Source organism: Thioalkalivibrio sp. HL-Eb18 (assembly GCF_000364985.1).
In the GTDB taxonomy this organism is placed as follows: domain Bacteria; phylum Pseudomonadota; class Gammaproteobacteria; order Ectothiorhodospirales; family Ectothiorhodospiraceae; genus Thioalkalivibrio.
The window spans coordinates 97,461-114,594 of sequence record NZ_KB822961.1 but is presented as its reverse complement, the minus strand read 5'-3'; the positions used below and the strand labels follow the sequence as shown (position 1 = coordinate 114,594).

At 65.5% G+C, this 17,134-nt stretch carries 17 protein-coding genes; 11 read left to right on the top strand and 6 right to left on the bottom strand.

The window, feature by feature from the left end; all coding sequences use genetic code 11:
- Positions 1 to 308 precede the first annotated feature (308 nt).
- From F813_RS0101970 to F813_RS0101945, 6 genes are all read left to right on the top strand, one after another.
- On the top strand, positions 309 to 893 hold the full coding sequence (locus F813_RS0101970) for a hypothetical protein (RefSeq protein ID WP_012982308.1): 585 nt from the start codon (positions 309 to 311) through the stop codon (positions 891 to 893).
- Positions 894 to 1,210: 317 nt separating this feature from the next.
- Positions 1,211 to 3,283, top strand: coding sequence for a SulP family inorganic anion transporter (locus F813_RS0101965; protein WP_012982307.1), 2,073 nt, complete (start codon positions 1,211 to 1,213; stop codon positions 3,281 to 3,283).
- Positions 3,284 to 3,378: 95 nt separating this feature from the next.
- A complete protein-coding gene (locus F813_RS0101960; RefSeq protein ID WP_012982306.1) occupies positions 3,379 to 4,068 on the top strand; it encodes a Bax inhibitor-1/YccA family protein in 690 nt (229 codons plus the stop codon).
- Positions 4,069 to 4,249: 181 nt separating this feature from the next.
- Positions 4,250 to 5,230 carry a D-2-hydroxyacid dehydrogenase gene (locus F813_RS0101955; protein WP_017925349.1) on the top strand — a complete coding sequence of 327 codons (981 nt, stop codon included), beginning with the start codon at positions 4,250 to 4,252 and terminating at the stop codon, positions 5,228 to 5,230.
- Positions 5,217 to 5,459, top strand: coding sequence for a SlyX family protein (locus F813_RS0101950; RefSeq protein WP_017925348.1), 243 nt, complete (start codon positions 5,217 to 5,219; stop codon positions 5,457 to 5,459). The genes F813_RS0101955 and F813_RS0101950 overlap by 14 nt, the downstream gene beginning before the upstream one ends.
- Positions 5,460 to 5,461: 2 nt before the next feature.
- Positions 5,462 to 6,214 carry a class I SAM-dependent methyltransferase gene (locus tag F813_RS0101945; RefSeq protein WP_012982303.1) on the top strand — a complete coding sequence of 251 codons (753 nt, stop codon included), beginning with the start codon at positions 5,462 to 5,464 and terminating at the stop codon, positions 6,212 to 6,214.
- Between the two features lie 33 nt (positions 6,215 to 6,247).
- On the opposite strand, the gene F813_RS0101940 is transcribed toward F813_RS0101945, so the two are convergent.
- A complete protein-coding gene (locus F813_RS0101940) occupies positions 6,248 to 6,808 on the bottom strand; it encodes a ubiquinol-cytochrome c reductase iron-sulfur subunit (protein WP_026148099.1) in 561 nt (186 codons plus the stop codon).
- A gap of 131 nt (positions 6,809 to 6,939) precedes the next feature.
- Between F813_RS0101940 and F813_RS0101935 the strand changes: the two genes are divergently transcribed.
- The 3 genes from F813_RS0101935 (at position 6,940) to cyaY (ending at position 8,231) form a co-directional block, all read left to right on the top strand.
- Complete coding sequence (locus F813_RS0101935; protein ID WP_026148098.1) at positions 6,940 to 7,212, top strand: hypothetical protein; 273 nt, start codon at positions 6,940 to 6,942, stop codon at positions 7,210 to 7,212.
- A gap of 205 nt (positions 7,213 to 7,417) precedes the next feature.
- On the top strand, positions 7,418 to 7,810 hold the full coding sequence (locus F813_RS0101930; protein ID WP_017925346.1) for a DUF423 domain-containing protein: 393 nt from the start codon (positions 7,418 to 7,420) through the stop codon (positions 7,808 to 7,810).
- A gap of 97 nt (positions 7,811 to 7,907) precedes the next feature.
- Positions 7,908 to 8,231 (top strand): iron donor protein CyaY, encoded by a 324-nt coding sequence (cyaY, locus tag F813_RS0101925; protein ID WP_012982299.1) that lies wholly within the window; start codon positions 7,908 to 7,910, stop codon positions 8,229 to 8,231.
- A gap of 296 nt (positions 8,232 to 8,527) precedes the next feature.
- Here cyaY and F813_RS0101920 read toward each other — a convergent pair whose 3' ends face one another.
- The 5 genes from F813_RS0101920 to F813_RS0101900 all read right to left on the bottom strand — a co-directional run bounded on the left by F813_RS0101920 (position 8,528) and on the right by F813_RS0101900 (position 12,387).
- Positions 8,528 to 8,935, bottom strand: a complete 408-nt coding sequence (locus F813_RS0101920) for a hypothetical protein (RefSeq protein ID WP_017925345.1) — start codon at positions 8,933 to 8,935, stop codon at positions 8,528 to 8,530.
- A gap of 217 nt (positions 8,936 to 9,152) precedes the next feature.
- On the bottom strand, positions 9,153 to 10,181 hold the full coding sequence (locus F813_RS0101915) for a thioredoxin fold domain-containing protein (protein ID WP_017925344.1): 1,029 nt from the start codon (positions 10,179 to 10,181) through the stop codon (positions 9,153 to 9,155).
- Positions 10,182 to 10,202: 21 nt separating this feature from the next.
- The gene (serS, locus tag F813_RS0101910; protein WP_017925343.1) at positions 10,203 to 11,492 is read right to left on the bottom strand and encodes a serine--tRNA ligase; all 1,290 of its coding nucleotides are present in this window, start codon (positions 11,490 to 11,492) and stop codon (positions 10,203 to 10,205) included.
- A gap of 86 nt (positions 11,493 to 11,578) precedes the next feature.
- Positions 11,579 to 11,995 carry a fluoride efflux transporter CrcB gene (crcB, locus tag F813_RS0101905; protein WP_017925342.1) on the bottom strand — a complete coding sequence of 139 codons (417 nt, stop codon included), beginning with the start codon at positions 11,993 to 11,995 and terminating at the stop codon, positions 11,579 to 11,581.
- The gene (locus F813_RS0101900; RefSeq protein ID WP_051048344.1) at positions 11,992 to 12,387 is read right to left on the bottom strand and encodes a CrcB family protein; all 396 of its coding nucleotides are present in this window, start codon (positions 12,385 to 12,387) and stop codon (positions 11,992 to 11,994) included. The genes crcB and F813_RS0101900 overlap by 4 nt, the downstream gene beginning before the upstream one ends.
- 137 nt (positions 12,388 to 12,524) lie before the next feature.
- Here F813_RS0101900 and F813_RS0101895 point away from each other — a divergent pair, with 137 nt between their 5' ends.
- Both F813_RS0101895 and F813_RS0101890 read left to right on the top strand, forming a co-directional pair.
- Positions 12,525 to 15,233, top strand: coding sequence for a cation-transporting P-type ATPase (locus tag F813_RS0101895; RefSeq protein ID WP_017925340.1), 2,709 nt, complete (start codon positions 12,525 to 12,527; stop codon positions 15,231 to 15,233).
- Positions 15,234 to 15,450: 217 nt separating this feature from the next.
- A complete protein-coding gene (locus F813_RS0101890) occupies positions 15,451 to 17,133 on the top strand; it encodes an NADH-quinone oxidoreductase subunit L (RefSeq protein ID WP_012982292.1) in 1,683 nt (560 codons plus the stop codon).
- Position 17,134: the final 1 nt, after the last annotated feature.

Genomic DNA, 17,134 nt, shown 5'->3' with positions numbered 1-17,134 from the left:
AGCCATTCAAAGCAGGGGCTCGGCCGCCCGTTGTTGATCAAAAACGGGCGCGCGCACAACGTTGCGGTTCCCTTGTGCAGAATGACTGCACGGCAGTCACCGCGCCTTGTTCGCACGCAAAAGCGACTCGAGCGCGGACGCGCGATTCAATCAGCGTCTCCCTAGTCAGCGTCTCCCTAGAGCGTCGAAAAACGAGAAGCCTGCAACGAAAACCGGGGTGCCCCGGAAACGCACGCTCGCGCCTGTTAAGCTGTTGTTAAGTCGCCACGCACTAAGCTTCCCACCGTACTTTCATGAGGAGAATTGTTATGACGAACCGTTCCCGGCCTCTCGCCGGTTTGATTGCCGCCGCCGCGCTCGCGCTCGCCAGCCCGCTGGTCATGGCCCAGGGCATGGGTCAGGAAGGCATGGGCCAGCAGGGACAGCAGCAAGGCGGTGCCGACCCGCAAATGGAAATGCAGCAACTGCAGCAGACCCTGGCCGAGACCCAGCAGCAGGCGATCGAGAACAACCCCGATCTGGAACAAAAGGGCGAAGAGCTTGAAAACCTGGTGCTCAACAAGATGGAAGAGGCCGGCTATCAGCCGCGCCAGGATCTCGAGACCCTGGAAGGTGCCGAAGAACGCCTGCGCGACCCGGACCTGAGCGCCGAGGAACGCCAGCAGGTAATTCAGTCCGAAGACGTCCAGCAGGCGCAGATGAACCTGCAGGAGGCCCAGCAGGCCGTGGCGCAGGACGAGGAGATCATCTCCGCTCAGGAATCGCTGCGTGAAGACCTGATGGCCGCGATGCGCGAAGAGAATCCGGACATCGATGATGTCATCGCGCGTCTGGAAAACCTGCAGCAGGAAATGCAGCAGGGCGGCAGCCCGGGCATGGCACCCCCGCAGTAAGCCACGCCGAAGCATACGCCGAAAGCCCCGGTCACCGTTGGTGACCGGGGCTTTTTTGTTTGAACCTCGACGGTCCATCACGCCCCGTTACATTTCTTATGCTCTATATGTCGCATTGAATACCTTTGATAGAAGAAAATAAGCCAACCTTCTATAATCTGCGCTCCCCTGACTGCGCCCGGCCCAAGCCCGGGCCAGACATGGCTGCCAATCACGTGACGACGGCCCTGGCAGCCATACGGCCCGGGTGCGCCGGGCACGCGGGATCGCTCGACTAGCCGTCGTCTTCGTCACGAACAGGCCAAGCGAGTACCGCCATGAATTCGATCCTGCTGCGCATCTTTCCGTTCCTGAGCTGGCGCCCCACCAAGGAAACGCTCAACGCGGATCTGATCGCCGGGATCTCGGTGGCCCTGGTCCTGATTCCGCAATCCATGGCCTATGCGCAGCTGGCCGGCCTGCCTCCGGTATACGGGCTCTATGCCTCGCTGCTGCCGGTGATGGTGGCCGCGCTGTGGGGTTCCTCGAATCAGCTCGCTACCGGCCCGGTCGCAGTGGTATCCCTGCTGACGGCATCGGCCCTGGTGCCGCTTGCGGCCGAGGGCTCCTCCGAATTCATCATGCTGGCAATCGCACTGGCCCTGATCGTGGGCGTGATCCAGCTGGTCATGGGCCTGTTCAAGCTAGGTGCGCTGGTCAGCTTCATCTCCCACCCGGTGATCGTCGGTTTTACCAACGCCGCCGCGATCATCATCGGGCTGTCCCAGATCAACAAGCTGCTGGGGGTCCCGATCGACACCTCCGGCCACTTCCTCCTGGGTCTCTGGGGCGTCGTACTGGAACTGGGCCACACCCACTGGCCCACCCTCGCCTTTGGCCTGGGCGCGATCGCGCTGATGGTTGGCATGAAGCGCGTCACCCCGAAGATTCCGGGCGTGCTGGTCGCAGTGGTCGTCACCATCCTGATCTCCTGGCTGATCGGGTACGAGCGCAAGGCCGACACGACGCTGGCTCAGATCGCACCGAGCGAGCTGGTCGAACTCGCCCAGCAGATCGAAGAGAAGCGGTCGCAAGCGGCCGATCTGGACGACCGCGTGCGCGAACTGGAAGTCGAGATCCAGGAGGCGGCCCGCGGCGATGCGCCCGCCTTGCGCTTCCAGCAGGAGCAGGCCGAACTGCAGCGCGATGAACTGCGCGCCGAGCTCGTCCCGCTGCGCGACGAGTTGCGCAACACGACGTTGCGCCGACTCCCGGCGACGGACGACGAACCCGAGCGCTTCATCGCCGATGATCACTTGACGGACGCCGAACGCGAACGCGCCGAGCGCACCGCGTGGCGGATCGAGCGAGTGGACGGCGACGAGGTCTCGCTGAATGGCGGTGGCGCTGTGGTGGGCAACGTACCCCAGGGCCTGCCATCGATCACCGCGCCGGAGATCACCTTCGGGACGATCACCACGCTCCTGACTACGGCCTTCGTGATCGCGCTGGTCGGCTTTACCGAGGCCATTGCGATTGCCAAGGCCATGGCCGCGCGCACCGGCCAGCGTCTCGATCCGAGCAAGGAGCTGATGGGACAGGGCCTGGCCAACATCGCCGGCGGCTTTACCCAGGGCTACCCCGTCAGTGGTTCGTTCTCGCGCTCGGCGGTCAACCTGAATTCGGGTGCCCGCACCGGTCTGGCGTCAGTATTCACGGCCGTGATCATCGGGATCGCACTACTCTTTCTGACGCCGCTGATCTATCACCTGCCGCAGTCGGTGCTGGCGGCGATCATCATGATGGCGGTGGTCGGACTGATTAACTTCAAGGCGATCAAGCACGCCTGGGTGGCCAACAAGCATGACGGGGCGGCCGCGGTGGTCACCTTCATCGCCACCCTGGCGATGGCTCCGAACCTCGACTACGGCATCCTGATGGGCGCCGGTCTGGCGATCGTGCTGTACCTGTACCGCACCATGCAGCCGCGCGTGTGCGAACTGGCCCGCTTTGAGGACGGGACGCTTCGCGAGGCCCAGCGCTACGGCCTGGAGACCAACGAGAAGGTCGGCCTGATGCGCTTCGACGGCTCGCTGTACTTCGCCAACGTCCCCTACTTCGAGGACGCGGTACTCGACCTGATTGCCCGCCACCCGCAGGCCAAGTATCTGATCGTGGTCGGCAAGGGCATCAACGAGATCGACGCCTCCGGCGAGGAAGTGATCCACCAGCTGGTCCACCGCCTGAAGGCGCGTGGCATCACCCTGGTGTTCGCCGGCGTGAAGGCACAGGTCCTGGAGGTCATGCAGCGCACCGGACTCGAGGACATCATCGGCAAGGACAACATCTTCAAGTCCACCGACCATGCGGTGAAGGAGATCTCCGAACGCGTGGGCGAACCGATCAAATGATGGCGAAAGCCCGCGCCAAGGACGGCGAAAAGGGCTGCAACCACCGACGTCAGTCGCTACACTGAGCAGGCTACGAACCCAAGAGGAGTTGACCCGTGTCCCGAGACCAGATCGTTCGCTCGAGTCGCAACCCGTCCAGTACCGGTTCCATCAGCGAGACCATCTCGACCAACAAGGTCATCCGACAGACCTACATGCTGCTGTCGGTCACCCTGGCGTTCAGCGCGGTGATGGCCTTTGTGGCAATGGCCGTGGGCGCCCCGGCGGTGCACTGGCTGGTCCTGCTGGCCGTGCTGATTGGCGGTCCGTTTGCCATCCATGCCGCGCGCAATTCCGCGCTCGGGCTGGTGCTGACCTTCGCCTTCACCGGCGTGTTGGGCTTCTTCCTCGGCCCGATCCTGAGCATGTACCTGGGCCTGCCCAATGGCCCGCAGATCGTCGGCAATGCCTTTACCGCCACGGCGGTCGCCTTTGTCGCGCTGTCCGGCTACGCCCTGGCCACCAAGAAGGACTTCAGCTTCCTGGGTGGCTTCCTGGTGGTCGGCCTGATCGTCGCCCTGCTCGCGATCGTCGCCAACCTCTTCCTGGCGATCCCGGCGCTGTCGCTGACCATCTCGGCGGCCGTGGTGCTGCTGCTGTCGGCGGCGATCCTGTTCGACACCAGCCGCATGATCCACGACCCGGAGGCCAACTACATCATGATGACGGTCTCGCTGTACGCGAACCTCTACGTGATGTTCCTCCACCTGCTGAACCTGTTCCACGCCTTCATGGGCGACAACTAACCGTCGCAGGCTGACAGGCAAGCGATTCGGGCCCCGCGATGCGGGGCCCTTTTGTTGGGAAACACTGATCAATGTACACGCTCGCGTTGGCACCCCAGGTTTTCCGAGGCAAGCCGCGTCGCGCCGGGGGTAGTGCTCCTATCCGCAAGCGTCGTAACGTCATTTTCCCTTGGTAACCGCCATGACTGAACTGCGACACGGGGTATTTCTCGACCTGTCCACGGTGGATCGTGACGACCTGGACCTCGCCCCCCTGCGCGAGGCCCTCCCCGAGTGGGATCTGCACCCGCGCACAGAGGCAGATGACATCGCCGCCCGCATTGCGAATGCCGAGGTGGTGGTCACGAACAAGGTGGTACTGGACGAGTCACGTCTGGGCACCGCCGCAAACCTCAAGCTGGTCTGTGCCGCGGCCACCGGCACCAACAATATCGATGTTGCCGCTGCAAACCGGCTGGGCATCACCGTCAGCAACGCGCGCGACTACGCAACGGACTCCGTGGTACAGCATGTATTTGCCCTGCTGCTGACGCTGGTCACGCGGCTGGACGACTACCGCGCCGATATCCGCGCCGGCCACTGGAGCGCCTCCGACCAGTTCTGCCTGCTGGACCATCCGATCCGGACCCTGGCTGGCATGCGCCTGGGCATCATCGGCTACGGCGTACTGGGGCAGGCCACGGCACGCGTCGCCCGGGCCTTCGGCATGCAGGTCCAAGTGGCCGCAAGCCTGCGGAAGGCAGTGCCCTCGCCCGCGGATGACGCGTATCGAATCCCGCTGCCGGAGCTGCTTGCGACCAGCGACGTGGTCAGCCTGCATTGCCCGCTGTCGCCCGAGACGCGCAACCTGATCGATGACAACGCTCTGCGGCAGATGCCACCGGGGGCAATCCTGCTCAATACCGCCCGGGGCGGTCTGGTCGATCCCGAGGCCCTCGCACGGCATCTGCACGAGGGACATTTGGGTGGTGCCGGCATCGACGTCCTGGAGCCCGAGCCCCCGCCCGCGGACTACCCCTTGCTGGCAGCGGACATCCCGAACCTCGTGCTGACGCCGCATACGGCCTGGGCCGCCCGCAGTGCCCGCCAGCGCGTGATCGAGGAGATTGCGGCCAATATCCGCTCTTTCGCCCAGGGGCAACCCCGCCATGTCGTCAGCTGATCCCTCCCGCACCGAGCGCGAACTGATCGCGCGGATCGAGGCGCTGGAGGTTCGCCTGGCGCATCAGGAGTACACCCAGGACGAGCAGGCTCGCGTCCAGCACGCGCTCCAGCAGGACAACCAGGAACTGCGCCGCCAGCTCCAGTGGCTCCGCGACCGGTTGCGGGAACTCGAGGACCAGGGTGGCAGTCCTGGAGCCGACAACGAGCCGCCTCCGCCGCACTACTGACCGTGACGCTTCAAATCCGCGCAGAACCCGGGCAGGAGGCCCGAGCCGGGGAGATCGACCGCGACCTGCAAGCCCATGGCTATCGTCACCTGGGCGCACCCCTGGTACTGGAGGTCGGCGCGGACGGGCTGTCGCTGATCCGCGAGGAGGGCCGGCGCGAACTGCGTCTGCATCTGGACTTTGCCACCGGCCGTCAGGGGTATCGTCTGGCGCACAGCGGGCGCCAGCGAGAGGGCCTGATCCGGGCCATGGGCAATATCCCGCGGGACAGCCATGTGGTAGACGCCACGGCGGGCCTGGGGCGCGATACGCTGCTGCTGGCCGCGCACGGCTTCCGCGTGGACGCCTGGGAACGCCACCCGGTCGTCTACCTGCTGCTGGCGGATGCCCTGCAGCGCGCCGCCCATGACGAGGCGCTGGCCCCGATCGTCGAGCGCATCACGCTGCACGCGGGCCTGGCCGCGCCGGGCACCCTGAGCACGCCGCCCGTCGCCGCCGTATTCGATCCCATGTTCCCGGAGCGGGCCAAGCGCGCCGCGGTCAAGAAGGACATGCAGCTGACCCAGGCCCTGATGGAGGGCGACCCGGATCCCGAGCCGGAAACCACACTGCAGACGCTGCGCAACGCGGCCACGCGACGGGTCGTCGTCAAGCGGCCCCTGCATGCCCCTGCCCTGGGTCCCGACACGCCCCAGGGCAGCGTCAGGGGCAAGAGCGTGCGTTTCGACGTCTACGCACCCACCGCGCAATCCTGAATCCGGGCCGCGGGACCCACGCCCGCCTCGGGATTACGAACCACCCAGAATCAGCCGGTCGTCTCCAGAGAAGCGATACTCGGGGATGGACAGGTTGCGCCGGGCATCCTGCCCGTCATACACCCGCCCGGCGGCGTCGTAGCGACCGCCACGGCAGCGATCGACAAACCCGCCGGACCAGCCATCGGCCTCGTCCGGATGAACCAGATCCAGCTCGCAGCCGAGATCGGTGCTCTCGCCGATCACCACCAGCCACTGTGGCCGCAGGCTGCGCAGTGGCAGCTCCAGCCCGTCCGGCTGCTGACCGCGACGGGCGCGCGGATCCACCAGCTCATCGTCCTTGCCCAGCGCCTGCTGCAGGTCGGAATCACGGTGCAGAACAAGGATGCGCCGGCCTTCCCAGTCCAGTCGCTTGAGCTCGCCGGGCCCGATCCCATCCAGCTCCACGATGCGACGCTCGCTCTCCCCACCCCCCAGCACGGACAGCGCGTAACTCCCCAGCACACCGGCAAACACGATCACAGCCCCCAGCACCATCAGCTTCAGCAGAGCGCGGATCCGCATTCGATTCAGGCTGTCGCCCGCGGGCTGTATCATCAGGTCTCCACCAATAACGAAATGTGCTTTGCGGCTGGCCGGCGTGCCTCTACACTACGCGGATGACTACAGCCAGACGCTCCGGAAGCCGCCACTACGTCGGCATCCACAATGACTTGTACGGCGGCATGACGCCGGTCGGCAATATTATCCGCGATGCCTGGGTTTTCGGCTTCCTGCCGGAGACCGAGACCTGCGAGGGCTGGGACCTCGGCCGCATCCAGCAGCTGCACGACCAGGTCAACGCCGAATGGGACAAGTACGACCTGCGCATTGCCAACCTCCCGCCCGATCTGCGTGAACGCCACACGCGCATCCACGATGCAGCGATCGCGCGGGCCCGGGAACACGGCTGGGTGCCCGGGCAGGACTACGATAGCGACATGGGCGACGACGCCTAGGGAAACACTGATCGATGTACACACTCGCGTTGGTACCCCACAAACCATTCAATGCAGGGGCTCGGCCTCCCGTTGTTGATAAAAACGGGCACGCGCACGGCGCTGCGGCTCCCTTGTGCAGAATGGCTGCACGGCCGTCGCCACGCCTTGTTCGTACGCAAATGCGACGAAGCGGCGAGCGTGTACATCGGTCAGTGTTTCCCTAATGCCGGGTACGGAAAGCGAACCGCTGATCCGCGCACTGATCGTAATCGCGGCCCTGCTCGCCGCGATCGCGGTCGTGCTCGGTGCGTTCGGCGCACACGCTCTGCAGGAGCGATTGTCCGAGCGCGCGCTGGCCACCTGGCACACCGGCGTCCAGTATCACTTCATCCACGCCCTCGCCCTGCTCCTGCTGGCGGCGCTGTGGGCGCACCTGGCCAGCGGCTGGGCCACCGCCAGTGCCGTGGCCTTCGTGCTCGGCATCCTGCTCTTTGCCGGCAGTCTGTATGCCCTGGCCCTGGGGGCCCCGCGCGTACTGGGCGCCATCGCGCCACTGGGCGGCACCGCCTTCATCCTCGGCTGGGTGGTCCTGGCGATCGCCGCCTGGCGAGCATAGGAAGGCGTTGACCCCGTCCGGAACGCCGACATCGCTTCATTCAGCGCTTCCTCCTTTATACTGCCCGCGCCAAAGCATCGACCGAACCGAGAGACCCATGAGCCAGCCCTCCTTCGCCGTATTTGCCGAACAGACCCTCGACGAGATCTACAACCGCCTGAGCGACCAGGACGGTCTCGACGACCTGGACATCGACCTGATCGACGGTGTCCTGACCCTCGAGTTCGAGGACGGGGCGCAGATGATCCTGAACCGCCAGGAGGCCGCGCAGCAGATCTGGCTGTCCTCGCCCGAGGGACCGGCCCACTTCGGCTACAACGAGGACGAAGATGCCTGGCTGGATGACCGTAACGGGGACGACCTGCACGAGACCGTGGCCCGCGTGATCGGGCAGAAGCTGGGCGTACGCGTCGAGCTCTAGGGAGACGCTGATTTAATCGCACGTCCGCGCTCGAGTCGCTTTTGCGCGGGAACAAGGCGCGGTGACTGCCGTGCAGTCATTCTGCACAAAGGAGCCGCAACGCCGTTCCCGCGCCCGTTTTTGATCAACAACGGGCGGCCGAGCCCCTGCTTTCAATAGCTTGTGGGGTTGGTGCCCCCTGTTCCCCGATCCTGCGTTGCGCCGCTTGCGGGTAGAACCACTACCCGCTACACGACGCGCCTTGTCTCGGAAAACAGGGGGCACCAACGCGGACGTGCGATTAAATCAGCGTCTCCCTAGTCCCGGCCCGACCGGCCGTCTTCACTCTCTTCCGACGGCGCCCCCGGGGATCCCTCCTCGTCCAGCGCCCGCAGGTGGGCCTCCAGCTCCGCCAGCACCGGGTGCGGCCGGTCCTCTTCCAGCGCGTTATCCAGTGCCCGGGTCGCCTCCAGCGCCGCGGGGTCCCCTCGCAGCGGCATGCGCGCGATCCCCAGCGCCAGCATCCGGAACTGGCGAAACACCAGGTAGCTGACGGTCGCGGTAATCAGCGCCGCCCACATCTGCTCCTGGAACCACAGCCAGACGGCGATTCCGTAGCCACTGAAGGTCAGCACGAAGATCCCCAGCGCGACACGATGGGCACGGGCCACAATGCCCTCCAGCACATCGCGATTGCGCAGGACAAAGTCACGTTCGAAATGCATGCAGTTCGGTCCTCGGCCGCCAGGGAAACACTGATTAATGCGCGCGCTCGCGCTCGAGTCGCTTTTGCGTGCGAACAGGGCGCGGTGACTGCCGTGCAGTCATTCTGCACAAGGGAGCCGCACCGCCGTGCGCGCGCCCGTTCTTGATAACAACGGGCGGCCGAGCCCCGTGGGGTACCAACGCGAGCGTGTACATTAGTCAGTGTTTCCCTTACGGCTATGGTTGCTGGGCGCGCCAGCGTTCGAAGGTCGGATAGTCCTCGTAGCCGCGCGTGAGCACATAGTCCATCACGTTGCGCAGCCGGTTCAGGTGCACGACCGAGTCGATGCGGATGATCTCCTCGCCCGCCTCGTCGAAGAAGATCAGCGTCGGCGCCCAGTGCACGTCCAGTTCCGCCGCCCACTCACGCGGATTGGTGCGCTGACCGTCCGGGGTCAGTACCGGCGTGTCACGGTCCTCGGCGTCCAGCTGGACGGCATCCATCAGGGCGATGCGGTCCAGCACCTCGTCTTCCTGCAACGGCTCGGTGTGCAGGATATCGCAGGCATGGCAGGCCTCGCGCTCGAAGAACACCACCAGGGGCCGTTGAGCGGGAATTTTGCTGCGATCCAGCGCATACGGCTCGTTGATGAAGAAGTCGCGCTCGTTGATGTCGTCCGTGTCGAACTTGGGCGGAGGATCGGCGCGGTCGAGATAATCACGGAAACTCATCTCGCGGTCGTGGCGCTCGGTCACGTAGTCGAGCAGCGCGCGGAAGCGATACGGCGGGTAATAGCCCCGCATTTGGTGAATGCGCTCGCCGTCAGCATCGTAGAAAGCAATTGAAGGCGTAAAGTTAAGCCGTTGTTCAGAAGCATATTCGCGTTCGAACCGGACCTCGCCATCGAGCCCCGTGACCTCGCGGTTTCCGAGCACGTCGATCGCCACCACGTCGAAATTGTCCGACAGCTGCGCGCGAATGTCCTCCTTCTCGAAATTCACCTCGAACAGCTGTTCGCAGTACGGGCAGTCGTCCATCCCGTAGTACACGGCCAGGCCCTGCTTGCCGCGCTCCACGGCGCGCTCCAGGTCTTCCGGCAGATCGAGAAAGCTGAGCTCGAACCAGTCCGGGGTGTGCAGACCGATGATGCGCGGCGCATCGTCGAAATCGAAACCCTCCTCGATCTCGGCCTGCGCCCACAGCGGCCAGCACAGCAGCAGCGCCAGCAGGCTGGCGATCGCGACTGGCTTTCCGATTGGTTTCACACCCACTCCGTCTGAATCAACTTACTGTTCAGACGGCGGCTTCAGCAACGAGGTTCCACCGAGATAGGGACGCAGGCGTTCCGGGATCGCGATCGAGCCATCCGCCTGCTGGTGGTTCTCGAGCAGGGCGACCAGCGCACGCCCCACCGCGACGCCGGATCCGTTGATGGTATGCACCAGCTCGGGCTTGCCGCCCGCCTGCGGACGGAAGCGTGCCTGCATGCGCCGCGCCTGGAAGGCCTCGAAATTGGAGCACGAGGAGATCTCGCGGTAGGCCTGCTGGCCCGGCAACCAGACCTCCAGGTCATAGGTGCGCGCCGCCGCAAAGCCCATGTCGCCGGTACTCAGCAGCATCACGCGGTAGGGCAGCTCCAGCGCCTGCAGTACCGCCTCCGCATGCCCGAGCAGCTCTTCCAGGGCCGCCTCGGACTGCTCCGGATGCACCACCTGCACCAGCTCCACTTTCTCGAACTGATGCTGGCGAATCAGGCCGCGCACGTCTCGGCCATAGCTGCCCGCCTCGGAGCGGAAGCACGGGGTGTGGGCGGTCATCTTCAGCGGCAGCGCACCGGCCTCGAGGATCTGCTCGCGCACCAGGTTGGTCAGCGTGACCTCGGCGGTCGGGATCAGCCGGAAGCGCTGGTCGCAGTCCACCGAGAACAGATCCTCGTCGAACTTGGGCAGCTGACCCGTCCCCTCCAGCGACTCCGGGTTGGCCAGGTACGGGACATAGGTCTCCTGGTAGCCGTGCTGCTGGGTGTGCAGGTCGAGCATGAACTGGGTCAGCGCCCGGTGCAGACGCGCCATCTCGCCACGCATCACGACAAAGCGGGAGCCGGCCACGCGTACCGCCGCCTCGAAATCCAGCCAGCCGCCGGGCAGGCCCAGATCCACATGGTCGCGGGGCGTGAAATCGAACTCGCGCGGGGTACCCTCGCGGCGCAGTTCGACGTTCGACGCCTCGTCCTTGCCAACGGGCACGTCCTGCTGCGGCAGGTTCGGGATGCGCATCAGCAGCGCGTCCAGTTCCTGCTGCACCGCCTGCAGATCGGCCTCGCACTGCTTGAGCTCGTCACCCAGACGGCCGACCTCGGCCTTCAGGGGCTCGATATCCTCGCCCCGCGCCTTGGCCTGCCCGATCCCCTTGGAACGGGTGTTGCGCTCGTTCTGCAACTCTTGCGTGCGCACCTGCAGGGCTTTCCGCCGTGCTTCCAGCGACTCGAAGCGCTCGCGATCAAGCTCAAAGCCGCGGCTGGCCAGCGCCGCCACGGTCGCATCCAGATCCTGGCGCAGACTGCGAATATCCAGCATGTCGGTCATCCGTTCACAAACGACGGGGAAGTCTACGGTCGCGGCCGCGCCCCGTCCATGGCCGGCTCTGTCAGGCCCGCGCGGCCTCAGCCGCGTGATGCAGCGGCATTCCAGCGACGCCCCTGCGTGCTGCCCAGCCACACGCCCGCCAGCCACAGCACCAGGGAGACGGACACATACAGCGCCGCGCGTCCGGGATCGCCCGCCTCGAACAACCACAGGCTCTCCAGGCTGAACACCGAAAACGTCGTAAAGCCCCCGCAGAAGCCGGCCAGGACAAACTGGCGGGTCACCGGGTCGGCGGGCCGGCAGCCCTCCGGGGCACTGATCACGGCGTAAAGACCGATCAGCCAGGACCCGGCCACATTCACCGCCAGCGTGTCCCAGGGAAACCCGGTGCCCATCAGGTGCAGCCCGGTCCACGACAGGCCATAGCGCGCCATGCTGCCCAGCGCGGCGCCCAGGGCGACGAACGCGGACAGGCGCCACGAGTACCCCGTCATGCCGCACCACCCACGACACGGCCTAGCGCATGGCCGATATACACCAGCGCCAGCCCGCCACCTAGTGTGAGCAGGACGTAGACGATCGCAGGGCGCGGGCCGTCCCGTTCCGCGACTCCCACCGTCTGCAGGCTGAACGAAGAGACCGTCGTGTAACTGCCGAGCACGCCCACGACCAGCAACAACCAGAGCCAGGACGCGCCCGAGGGATCCACCACCAGCCCAAGCGCTACGCCAATCAGCAGCGCGCCCGAAGTATTCACGGCCAATGTCCCCCACGGGAAATGGCCCCCGGTGCGGCTGTCGATCCATTGCGACAGCCCGAAGCGCGCAAGTCCCCCCAGCGCACCCCCCGCCCCCACCAGCAAAAGGCCTTCCCACCACGCGATCATGCCGGCATTGTCCGTGGCCTCGGTCGACCTGTCGAGCCTGTGCACCCGGCAGGGCGGGATCCCCTGACAACACGAGCTTCCCGGCGCATGATGGAGCCACTGGGAATTCCCCGAGTGGTCATGCATCAGGGAGACGCATGAGCGAACGCGAACGCCCCCGCAACTGGCACGACCTGTCCGTCGACCATGCCCTCGACGCCCTCGGCACTGATGCCCACGGGCTGGATGCCGACGCCGTGCGCCAGCGGCTGGAAGAACACGGCTACAACCGCCTGCCCCAACCCGCACGCCGTGGCCCGCTGCTGCGCTTTCTGGCGCAGTTCCACAACGTACTGATCTATGTACTGATCGCTGCCGCCCTGGGCACGGCCTTTCTCGGTCACTGGCTGGATACCGGCGTGATCCTCGGGGTGGTGCTGATCAACGCCATCATCGGCTACATCCAGGAAGGCAAGGCGGAGAAGGCGCTGGACGCCATCCGCCAGATGCTCTCGCCGCGTGCCCAGGTGCTGCGCGACGGCCAGCGACGCAGCGTCCCGGCGGAAGAGCTGGTCCCCGGCGACATCGTCTATCTGCAGGCGGGCGATCGCGTCCCGGCGGACCTGCGCCTGATCGGGGCGCACAACATGCGCATCGACGAGGCCGCCCTGACCGGTGAGTCGGTGGCCAGCGACAAGCAAACCGACCCGGTGGAGACCCAATCCGACCTGGGCGATCGCCGTTCGATGGCCTACTCCGGCACGCTGATCGCGTTCGGCCAGGGGCGCGGCGTCGTGGTCGGCACCGGGGCCGATACCGAGATCGGCCGCATCTCCACCCTGATCGGCGAGGTGGAGACCCTGACCACCCCGCTGCTGCGCCAGATCGCCCAGTTCGGCCGCTGGCTGACGGTAGCCATCGGCATCCTGGCGGCGGCAACCTTCGCCTTCGGCTACTGGGTGCGCGACTACGACCTGCTGGAGACCTTCCTCGCCGCGGTCAGCCTCGCGGTCGCGGCCATCCCCGAGGGCCTGCCGGCGATCATGACCATCACCCTGGCGATCGGGGTGCAGCGCATGGCCGCCCGCCACGCGATCATCCGCCGCCTGCCGGCGGTGGAGACTCTCGGCTCGGTCACCACCATCTGCTCGGACAAGACCGGCACCCTGACCCGCAACGAGATGACGGTGAAGAGCATCATCACCACGCAGGCGGAGTACGCGCTGGGCGGGGTGGGCTACGAGCCACACGGCGGGATCACCCGCGGCGGCCAGGAGGCCGACCCGGAGTCCGATCCCCTGCTGGCCGAGACCCTGCGTGGCATCCTGCTGTGCAACGACGCCGAGGTCTATCTCAAGGACAACCAGTGGACCATGGAAGGCGACCCCACCGAGGGCGCCCTGATCGCCGCCGCCATGAAGGGCGGCCTGGAGCCGAAGGAGATCAATGAGCTCTTTGTGCGGGACGACGTGATCCCCTTCGAGTCGTCCTACAAATTCATGGCCACCCTGCACCACGATCATGAAGGGGGCGCCTTTCTCTTTCTCAAGGGCGCGCCGGAACGGGTGCTGGCCGTTTGCAGCCACCAGCGCACGGCCGACGGCGACGAGCCGCTGGACGCCGAGCACTGGCAGCAGTGGATGGATGGCGTCGCCGCGCGTGGCCAGCGCCTGCTCGCCCTGGCCACGCGACGCATGGAGAACCACCGCCGCGAGCTCGAATTCGCCGACGTCGAGGATGGCGGACTCACCCTGGTGGCCGTCTGCGGGATCATCGATCCGCCGCGCGAGGAGGCAATCGAGGCGGTGGCGCACTGCCAGGAGGCCGGTATCCGCGTGAAGATGATTACCGGCGATCACGGCGTGACCGCACGCGCCATTGCCGATGAACTGGGCATCAGTACCGAGGGCGGCGTAGTCGTCGGCCACGAGCTGGAAAACAGCTCGGACGACGACCTCAAGGCCATGGTCCGACGGGTGGATGTATTTGCCCGTGCCACACCGGAGCACAAGCTGCGCCTGGTACAGGCCATACAGAGCCACGGTGACGTGGTGGCGATGACCGGCGACGGCGTCAACGATGCCCCCGCGCTCAAACGCGCCGATGTCGGCGTGGCCATGGGCGTCAAAGGCACCGAGGCCGCGCGCGAGGCCTCCGAGATGGTGCTGGCCGACGACAACTTCGCCTCCATCGCCAACGCGGTCGAGGAAGGCCGCACCGTCTACGACAACCTGAAAAAGGCGATCCTGTTCCTGCTGCCCACCAACGGCGGCCAGGCCTTCACCATCGTCGCTGCGATCCTGCTGGGGCTCACCCTCCCGCTAACCCCCGTGCAGGTCCTGTGGGTGAACATGGTGACCGCCGTCACCCTCGCGCTGGCCCTGGCCTTCGAGCCGACCGAACCCGGCACCATGCGCCGGCCGCCGCGCCCGCCCAACACGCCCCTCCTTTCGGGCTTCCTGATCTGGCGCGTAGTGTTCGTCTCCGCGCTGCTGGTCGCCGGCACGTTCGGCCACTTCCTGTGGCTGGAACAACAGGGCGTCCCGGACGACTTTGCCCGCACCGTCGCCATCAACACCCTGGTCATGGGACAGCTGTTCTTCCTGTTCAACAGCCGTTACATCCTGGAACCGGCCCTCAACCGGGAGGGCCTGCTCGGCAGCCGTCCGGTCCTGATCGCCGTCGGCGTACTGGTCGTGCTGCAGGGCCTGTTCACCTACGCCCCGCCACTGCAGTTCCTGTTCGGCACCACCGCCATCGGGGCGGAAGAATGGCTGCGCATCCTCGTCTTCGGGCTGATTCTCTTTGCCCTGGTGGAGCTCGAGAAGGCCCTGTTGCGCCGCAGGGGCTTTAACCCGCACCAGTAAAGGAGCCCCGCCCCAGCCACCGCCGCCAGCAACTGGCTCACGCCGGACCACCCGCCGAGGCCCCGTACGCCTCCCGTGACGAAGGGCCAGACTTTGCAATCGGCCCTCTTGTTTTGTATCCAGACGGCGTGTTTTTGGGTGTTTCTTTACCTATCATCCGGTAGATCGAAGTCAACACCCCGACGGTCAGTCAACAGCGCCAACCAAGGTCAACACAATGATCGAGACGCAGTGGCTGATCCCTCTCCTTCCCTTTCTCGCGGCGCTACTGGTCCATTTGTTTGGTGCCCGGCTGGGCAAGCGCGTCGCGCAACTGAGTGTCGGCCTCAACCTGGTCGTGGTGCTGGTGGCCGCTTTCCAGCTGACTGCCTATATCGTCAACGACACAGGGCCCCAATGGGCTGGCCTGGCCGGCGGCCTGGGCAGTCTGCAGATCGATCCGCTGAGCGCGATCATGGCGCTGGTGGTCGCCGGCATCAGCCTGGTGGTCCACATCTACTCGATCCGCTACATGATCGAGGAACCGGGGTACGCCCGTTTTTTCATGCTGCTGGACCTGATGACCGGCTCGATCCTGCTGATGGTGATGGCCGGCGACCTGATCACCCTGCTGGTGGCCTGGCACCTGATCGGCGTCTTCCTGTATTTCCTGCTGGCGCACAACACCGAACCTCTCAACGCGCAGCGCTACGCCTTCTGGACGTTCATCACCTATCGCCTGGGTGATCTGCCGCTGGTACTGGCCGCGATGGTGCTGTTCCAGGCCTACGGCGCGCTGGACTTCCCCACCCTGTTCGCCCGCATCGAAGCGACGCCGGACGCCCGCACGTTCCTGGACCTGCCGGTCGCCGGAACCGTGGCCTTCCTGGTGGCATTGGCGGCCTTTGCCAAATCCGCGCAGTTCCCGCTGCACACCTGGCTGCCCTATTCCATGGAGGGTCCGACGCCGGTTTCGGCATTGATGCACGCGGGTATCGTCAACGCGGGTGGCATCATCATCAATCGCTTCGCACCGGTATTCGTCCACAGCAGCGAGGTCCTGCATCTGCTGTTCATCGTGGGTCTGCTCACGGCGATACTCGGCTCGATGCTGATGCTCGCCCAGAACGACATCAAGAAGTCGCTCGGCTATTCCACGGTGGGTCAGATGGGATTCATGATCATGGAGACGGGCGCCGGCGCGTTCGCGCTGGCAATCTTCCACCTGATTGCCCACGGACTGTTCAAGGGCACCCTGTTCCTCGGTGCCGGCAAGGTGATTGGCGCCGCACGCAAGCACGACGGCGTGCCCAACGACCCGCTCTACGATTTTCTGGTCGAACGCAAGCCGGCCCCCACCCGCCTGCCGTGGCTGCTGATCGGTGCGGCGATGCTGATCGTGCCGCTGGTGATTCTGGTGCTGGCACATGCCTGGGTGGCCCCGGACTTTTTCCAGAAACAGGGCGCGATCGTGCTCCTGTTCTTTGGCTGGATCACAGGCGTTCAGGTGCTGTTCGCCACGCACCGGCTGGATACCGAGAACCCATTGCGCATGATGGCCCTGATCGTGCTGTCGTTCGCGGTGATCGTGATCGGTTACAGCTTCATCGGACACAGCTTCGAGAGTTTCCTGTATCCGGATGCCGAGTTCCGCGCAGCGCTTTATGCCGCCGCGGGCATTGATCAGATCACCTTCGGTGTGCTCATCGTGCTGCTGGCGCTGGTCATGGTGGCCGGCTGGCTGGGTGCCTACCTGACCCATGTGCGCCGCCAGCGGGTCGACAGGGAACATGGACGCACCTGGCTGACGCTGTACGCGCTGTTCTCCCGCGAGTTCTATATCGCAGACCTGTACCACCGCATGACGGTCTCGATGCTGGCGCTGTCCCGGCGCCTGAACATCTGGCTGAGGTGGGGTTGAG